Raw genomic sequence first — 4,676 nt, 5'->3', positions numbered from 1 at the left:
CTCCTTCCAATGTGGCTCTTCTTTAGCTGAAGAATTAATGGAGTGCAAACCTCATAAGCGGTGGTTTTTTCCCCAAGGGCTACAGGCTCTATCCCTTATACAGTCTAGTTTTTAGCCTCCTTGTCACCCCTTAAGGGCAAAGACTTAGAGCATGGACGGTAAGCAGAACCGGCAAAGCCAGTTACCAGAAACTGAGGAAATACTTCAGCCATGGGAAAGACGGAAAATGGACGTTTCAAACAAGGGAAGAAGAAGGTCATCGCCTCTTGACCCACAGAGAAACGCTCATCAAACGACATACATGGGTTCGGTCGGAAAAATCCCCATACGATGGAGATTGGGTTTATTGGAGTAAACGCAGGGGAAGTTACATCGGAACCCCTACAAGGGTGACGAAACTCCTAAGCAAACAAAATGGTAAATGTAACTATTGCGGAATGTACTTTTCAGATACAGACCCAACTGAAGTAGACCACATAATCCCGAAGTCTCTTGGCGGAAAGGATGAACTAAAGAACCTTCAATTGTTACATAAGCATTGTCACGATAAAAAGACGACCAGCGATGGAAGTCTTAACCGTATCCATGACAAGGACTGATTTTGCCAGGAGCCGTGTGAGGTGAAAGTCTCATGCACGGTTCTGAATGGGAGGGATGGATGGTAACGTCCATCTCGACCCCTAATCTTCCTGCGGTATTGCAATCACTTCAACCCTTATTACCGCCTCCTCCAGAAAATCAGAGTAACAACTAGAGGTTAATTAACTCCCGTTTATTTTTCACTCTTATAGCGCCAAAATTCTGCCAGGAATGCCACTAATCCGGACATAACAATCAGGATTACGCTTAAGGCGTTAATATCGGGTTTTACGCCGGTTCGGATACGGCTAAAGATTTCCATGGGCAGGGTGTTAAAACCACTGCCTGCGGTGAAACTGGCAATGAGGAAATCATCCATACTGAGGACGAAAGCGAGGAGGCAACCGGAGACGATACCCGGTAATAACTGGGGCAAGAGGACTTGCATAAAGGCGTTAAAGGGGGTTGCGCCTAAGTCTAGGGCTGCTTCTTCCAGATGCGGATCTAAATCAGCGAGTCGGGTGGAGACGACGAGGGCAATGTAGGCGAGACAAAAGACGATGTGGGCGGCTACAATTGTCCACAGATTGAGGGGAATGGCAAAGACAGCCAGGAAGACAAGGGTGGCAACAGCGATCGCAATATCGGGAATAATCAAAGGTAAATAAGATACTCCCAAATACAGGGATTTCCCTCGGAATTTATATTTGGCTAATCCCACTGCCATCAGGGTTCCCAAAATTGCTGAAGCACCGACGGCACAAAACGCAACAATTAAGCTATTTTGCAGAGAGGATAGGATTCTGGCATCCGAGAACAGCTTCATGTACCAATCAAAAGTAAACCCTTTCCAATTGGCACTATAAGCAGATTGGTTAAAACTATAAAAGGCTAAGACGGCAATGGGCAAGTACATAAACCCAAACATAACCACGGTAAACCCAATTTGCCAGGAAAAGGAAAATTTAGATTTAGACCCCAAGGAGTCAGGGATTATAGTTTCTTCAGGGGGTTGAATTGATTGTGTCATGGTTAGGGAATGGGGAATGGGGAATAGGGAATAGGGAATGGGGAATAGGGAGTAATTGTTACGTTTTTGTGTCCTCCTATCTCCCTATCTCCCTACCCTAGCTCTTTGTGGGTAAAGGGTTTGGCATTCACTCCAGTGTAGGTAGTGGAAATATGACCGTTACCGGTAACTTGATATTTATAGGTGATTAACCCTTCTAATCCTACAGGGCCGCGTGGGGGCATTTGTTGGGTGCTGATGCCAACTTCTGCACCAAAACCATAGCGGAACCCGTCGGCAAAGCGAGTAGAACAGTTATGATAAACGCCAGCAGCATCAACTTGATTTAGGAAGAGTTGCGCGGCTTGGGGGTTTTCGGTAACGATCGCATCTGTATGCTTCGATCCATAGGTATTAATATGATCCACTGCCTCCTCTAGAGAGTCTACCTGTTTAATCGCTAAAATCAGATCGCTGTACTCTGTAGACCAATCCGCTTCTGTGGCTGCGGGAATACCTAACCCTTCAGACGTTGCATCATCTCCAAGTAATTTCACCCCTTTATCTTGTAGCGCTTGGGCAACTGGGTGAAGAATCTGCGGAGCGCAGGAGCGATGCACTAAGAGGGTTTCGATGGCATTACAGGCAGCCGGATATTGGGTTTTGGCATCGACCGTGATGGCGATCGCCTTTTCCAGATCCGCAGATTCATCCAGATAGAGGTGACAAATACCATCGGCATGACCCAACACGGGAATATTCGTATTCTCCTGGACAAACCGGACAAAAGAATTAGAACCCCTAGGAATAATCAAATCCACATATGGGTCTAACTTCAACAGCGCCACCGTTTCTTCGCGGGTGGTCAAAAGTTGTACCACATCCGGGCTAACCGCCGTTTTCGATAACCCTTGTCGAATCGCCTTGACAATCGCCTCACACGACTGAATCGCTTCCTTTCCACCCTTGAGAATCACCCCATTTCCCGACTTAATCGCCAACGTAGAAATCTGGATTGCTGCTTCAGGACGCGCTTCAAAAATCACCCCCAAAACCCCCAACGGACAACTGATCCGTTTCAGAACCAAACCCTCATCCAACTCTCGATGAATCTCAACCGTCCCCACCGGATCGGGTAACTTTTGTACATCCCGCACCCCAGCGATATTCCCTTTCAACTTCGTTTCATCCAATTTCAGACGATGATAGAGGGGTTTAGCAATGCCTGCGGCGATCGCCGCTTCACAGTCGGCTTGGTTCGCTGCTAAAATTTCGGGTAGAGCCTGTTCTAAGGATTTGGCGATCGCCTCAATAGCCTGATTTTTCTCTTCTGTCGTCAATCCAGCTAACTGACGCGCCCCTTGTCGTGTTTTCTGGGCCAATTCGACTAACGTGGAAGAACTCATGAGCAATTAAAATTAACAATCTAACAATTAATAATTTTCAGGTCGGCGACAGCCGAAACAATTTAGTTACCTCTACTTCAACAAAGAGGCTAGTGTTCTCAAAAGTCTACCACATCCCCGCGTCTCCCCATCCCCCCGTCCTTCTTCAACGCTCCCGCGCCAACCGAGCATGAGCCTGCACAAACTCTCCCGCAGACAATGCCCCAATAATCGACAACTCTCCCGCCAACGCCAACCCCGCGCACATCTCGGCAAACGCCCTTGCCTTACCCGCACCCGCTAACCCCAAAATCTGCAAACAAGCCTGCTGACTGGGTAACCCCGTACCTCCTCCTACCGTACCCACAATTAGATTTGGCAACGTCACCGCCGCATATAAATCCCCCTCTAGGGTTAACTCAAACCGCGTTACCCCCACCGCAGACTCCGCCACACAAGCGGCATCCTGACCACAAGCAATATACAACGCCGCCAACCCATTGGCATAATGCCCTTGAATCCCTATCGTCCCACTCATCGTTCCCCCCAAAGCTGACATCCGCCAATAGTTCACCATTTGTTCTGGAGTGGTGTGCAACCGTTGGGCAACTAAGTTAGCTGGTATTTTTACTTCCGCTGTTACTTTTTTACCGCGCACTCCAGAAAATGATTGGGCGCTGGCCTTTTTATCCCCCGATAAATTAGCCTCAATAAACCAATATTGGGGAGCCACAGGACTCTGGCTGAGGATATACTGACAAATGACATCCGTCGCCAAAGTCACCATATTTTGACCCGCTGCATCCCCCGTCGTAAACTGAAAATCCAGATAAACATGATTGCCTTCTACCGTAATTCGAGTATCGATTAGTTTTCCGTAGCGCGTGGTTTGTTCTGCTTCTTGCTTAAAGGTTTCCTGTTCCCCTACCACCCAAGCCAAAAATAAGCCCACCTCTTGCAAGGTACTAAACGCAAATCCAGGAGTGCGGTTGACCGCTTCATTGAGTAATAATGCTTGACATCCTCCTACCTCGGAAATTAGTTGGCATCCCCGCGAATAGGAGGCGACTAGCGCTGCTTCAGTAGTGGCTAAAGGCACATGATAATCCCCTTGAGCAAACAGTCCATTCACCCGCAGGGGGCCAGCAATACCCACCGGAAGTTTCACTGTACCGATAAAGTTTTCAATATTATACTGATAAGTTTCCAGTTGAGAGAGCGTTTGCCCATCTAATAAATTGGCTTGGGTTTCTGGGAGAGTCTCCAGTTGCTTCCAATGCTGTTCTACCCGTTGACGACTGAGGCGAAATGCTCCGCGAAATTTGCGGGGTAAGGGTTTAGGGTTGGGTAGCAGTTTGTCTGAGAGTTCCGTTAGGCGGTTCTGTTCTAGAAGTTCTCGGACATATTGGTTGGCTTGACGGTGGGGGGTAGACATAATGGCTTGGGGGAGAAGGTTTAATGGTTATTGTTTCAGGCATAAGTTGCAGAACTTAAGGGGTAAAAATGAGTCTAGAGTATAGACGTTATAAGGAATACAGCGCTTGGGGATGGGGGGATAGGGAGATCTTACAAGTGAATGATTTTAAGAATTGAGAGAGAATGAAGAGGTACAGGAGTAATGAAGAGGTGGAGGCAATGAGAAAGGAAGTGCCTCAAACCTATGGCAAGTGGGTGAGAGTGGTAATTGAAAAAATGCCCCATTT

Annotated in this window: 5 protein-coding genes; 1 reads left to right on the top strand and 4 read right to left on the bottom strand. The window is 47.6% G+C overall.

The window, feature by feature from the left end; all coding sequences use genetic code 11:
- Positions 1-104: 104 nt before the first annotated feature.
- Positions 105-299 (bottom strand): hypothetical protein, encoded by a 195-nt coding sequence (locus J7545_RS00440; RefSeq protein ID WP_318698509.1) that lies wholly within the window; start codon positions 297-299, stop codon positions 105-107.
- A gap of 90 nt (positions 300-389) precedes the next feature.
- Between J7545_RS00440 and J7545_RS23830 the strand changes: the two genes are divergently transcribed.
- Complete coding sequence (locus tag J7545_RS23830) at positions 390-599, top strand: HNH endonuclease (protein WP_413038593.1); 210 nt, start codon at positions 390-392, stop codon at positions 597-599.
- A 173-nt stretch (positions 600-772) separates the two neighbouring features.
- Here the strand turns inward: J7545_RS23830 and J7545_RS00435 are convergent, their stop codons facing one another.
- From J7545_RS00435 to J7545_RS00425, 3 genes are all read right to left on the bottom strand, one after another.
- On the bottom strand, positions 773-1,609 hold the full coding sequence (locus J7545_RS00435) for an ABC transporter permease (RefSeq protein WP_318698508.1): 837 nt from the start codon (positions 1,607-1,609) through the stop codon (positions 773-775).
- Between the two features lie 92 nt (positions 1,610-1,701).
- Positions 1,702-2,994, bottom strand: coding sequence for a glutamate-5-semialdehyde dehydrogenase (locus J7545_RS00430; protein ID WP_318698507.1), 1,293 nt, complete (start codon positions 2,992-2,994; stop codon positions 1,702-1,704).
- A gap of 145 nt (positions 2,995-3,139) precedes the next feature.
- Complete coding sequence (locus J7545_RS00425) at positions 3,140-4,408, bottom strand: hydroxymethylglutaryl-CoA reductase (RefSeq protein ID WP_318698506.1); 1,269 nt, start codon at positions 4,406-4,408, stop codon at positions 3,140-3,142.
- Positions 4,409-4,676: the final 268 nt, after the last annotated feature.

It is taken from the genome of Roseofilum sp. SBFL (assembly GCF_017746885.1).
Taxonomy (GTDB): domain Bacteria; phylum Cyanobacteriota; class Cyanobacteriia; order Cyanobacteriales; family Desertifilaceae; genus Roseofilum.
Note: the sequence above shows the minus strand (reverse complement) of the source record. Positions and strands in the feature narration are given on the sequence as shown.

Excerpts from the sequence above, each read along its gene's own strand:
- J7545_RS00440 (WP_318698509.1), bottom strand. The coding sequence starts at position 299 with ATGTCGTTTGATGAGCGTTTCTCTGTGGGTCAAGAGGCGATGACCTTC.
- J7545_RS00425 (WP_318698506.1), bottom strand. The coding sequence starts at position 4,408 with ATGTCTACCCCCCACCGTCAAGCCAACCAATATGTCCGAGAACTTCTA.
- J7545_RS00435 (WP_318698508.1), bottom strand. The coding sequence starts at position 1,609 with ATGACACAATCAATTCAACCCCCTGAAGAAACTATAATCCCTGACTCC.
- J7545_RS00430 (WP_318698507.1), bottom strand. The coding sequence starts at position 2,994 with ATGAGTTCTTCCACGTTAGTCGAATTGGCCCAGAAAACACGACAAGGG.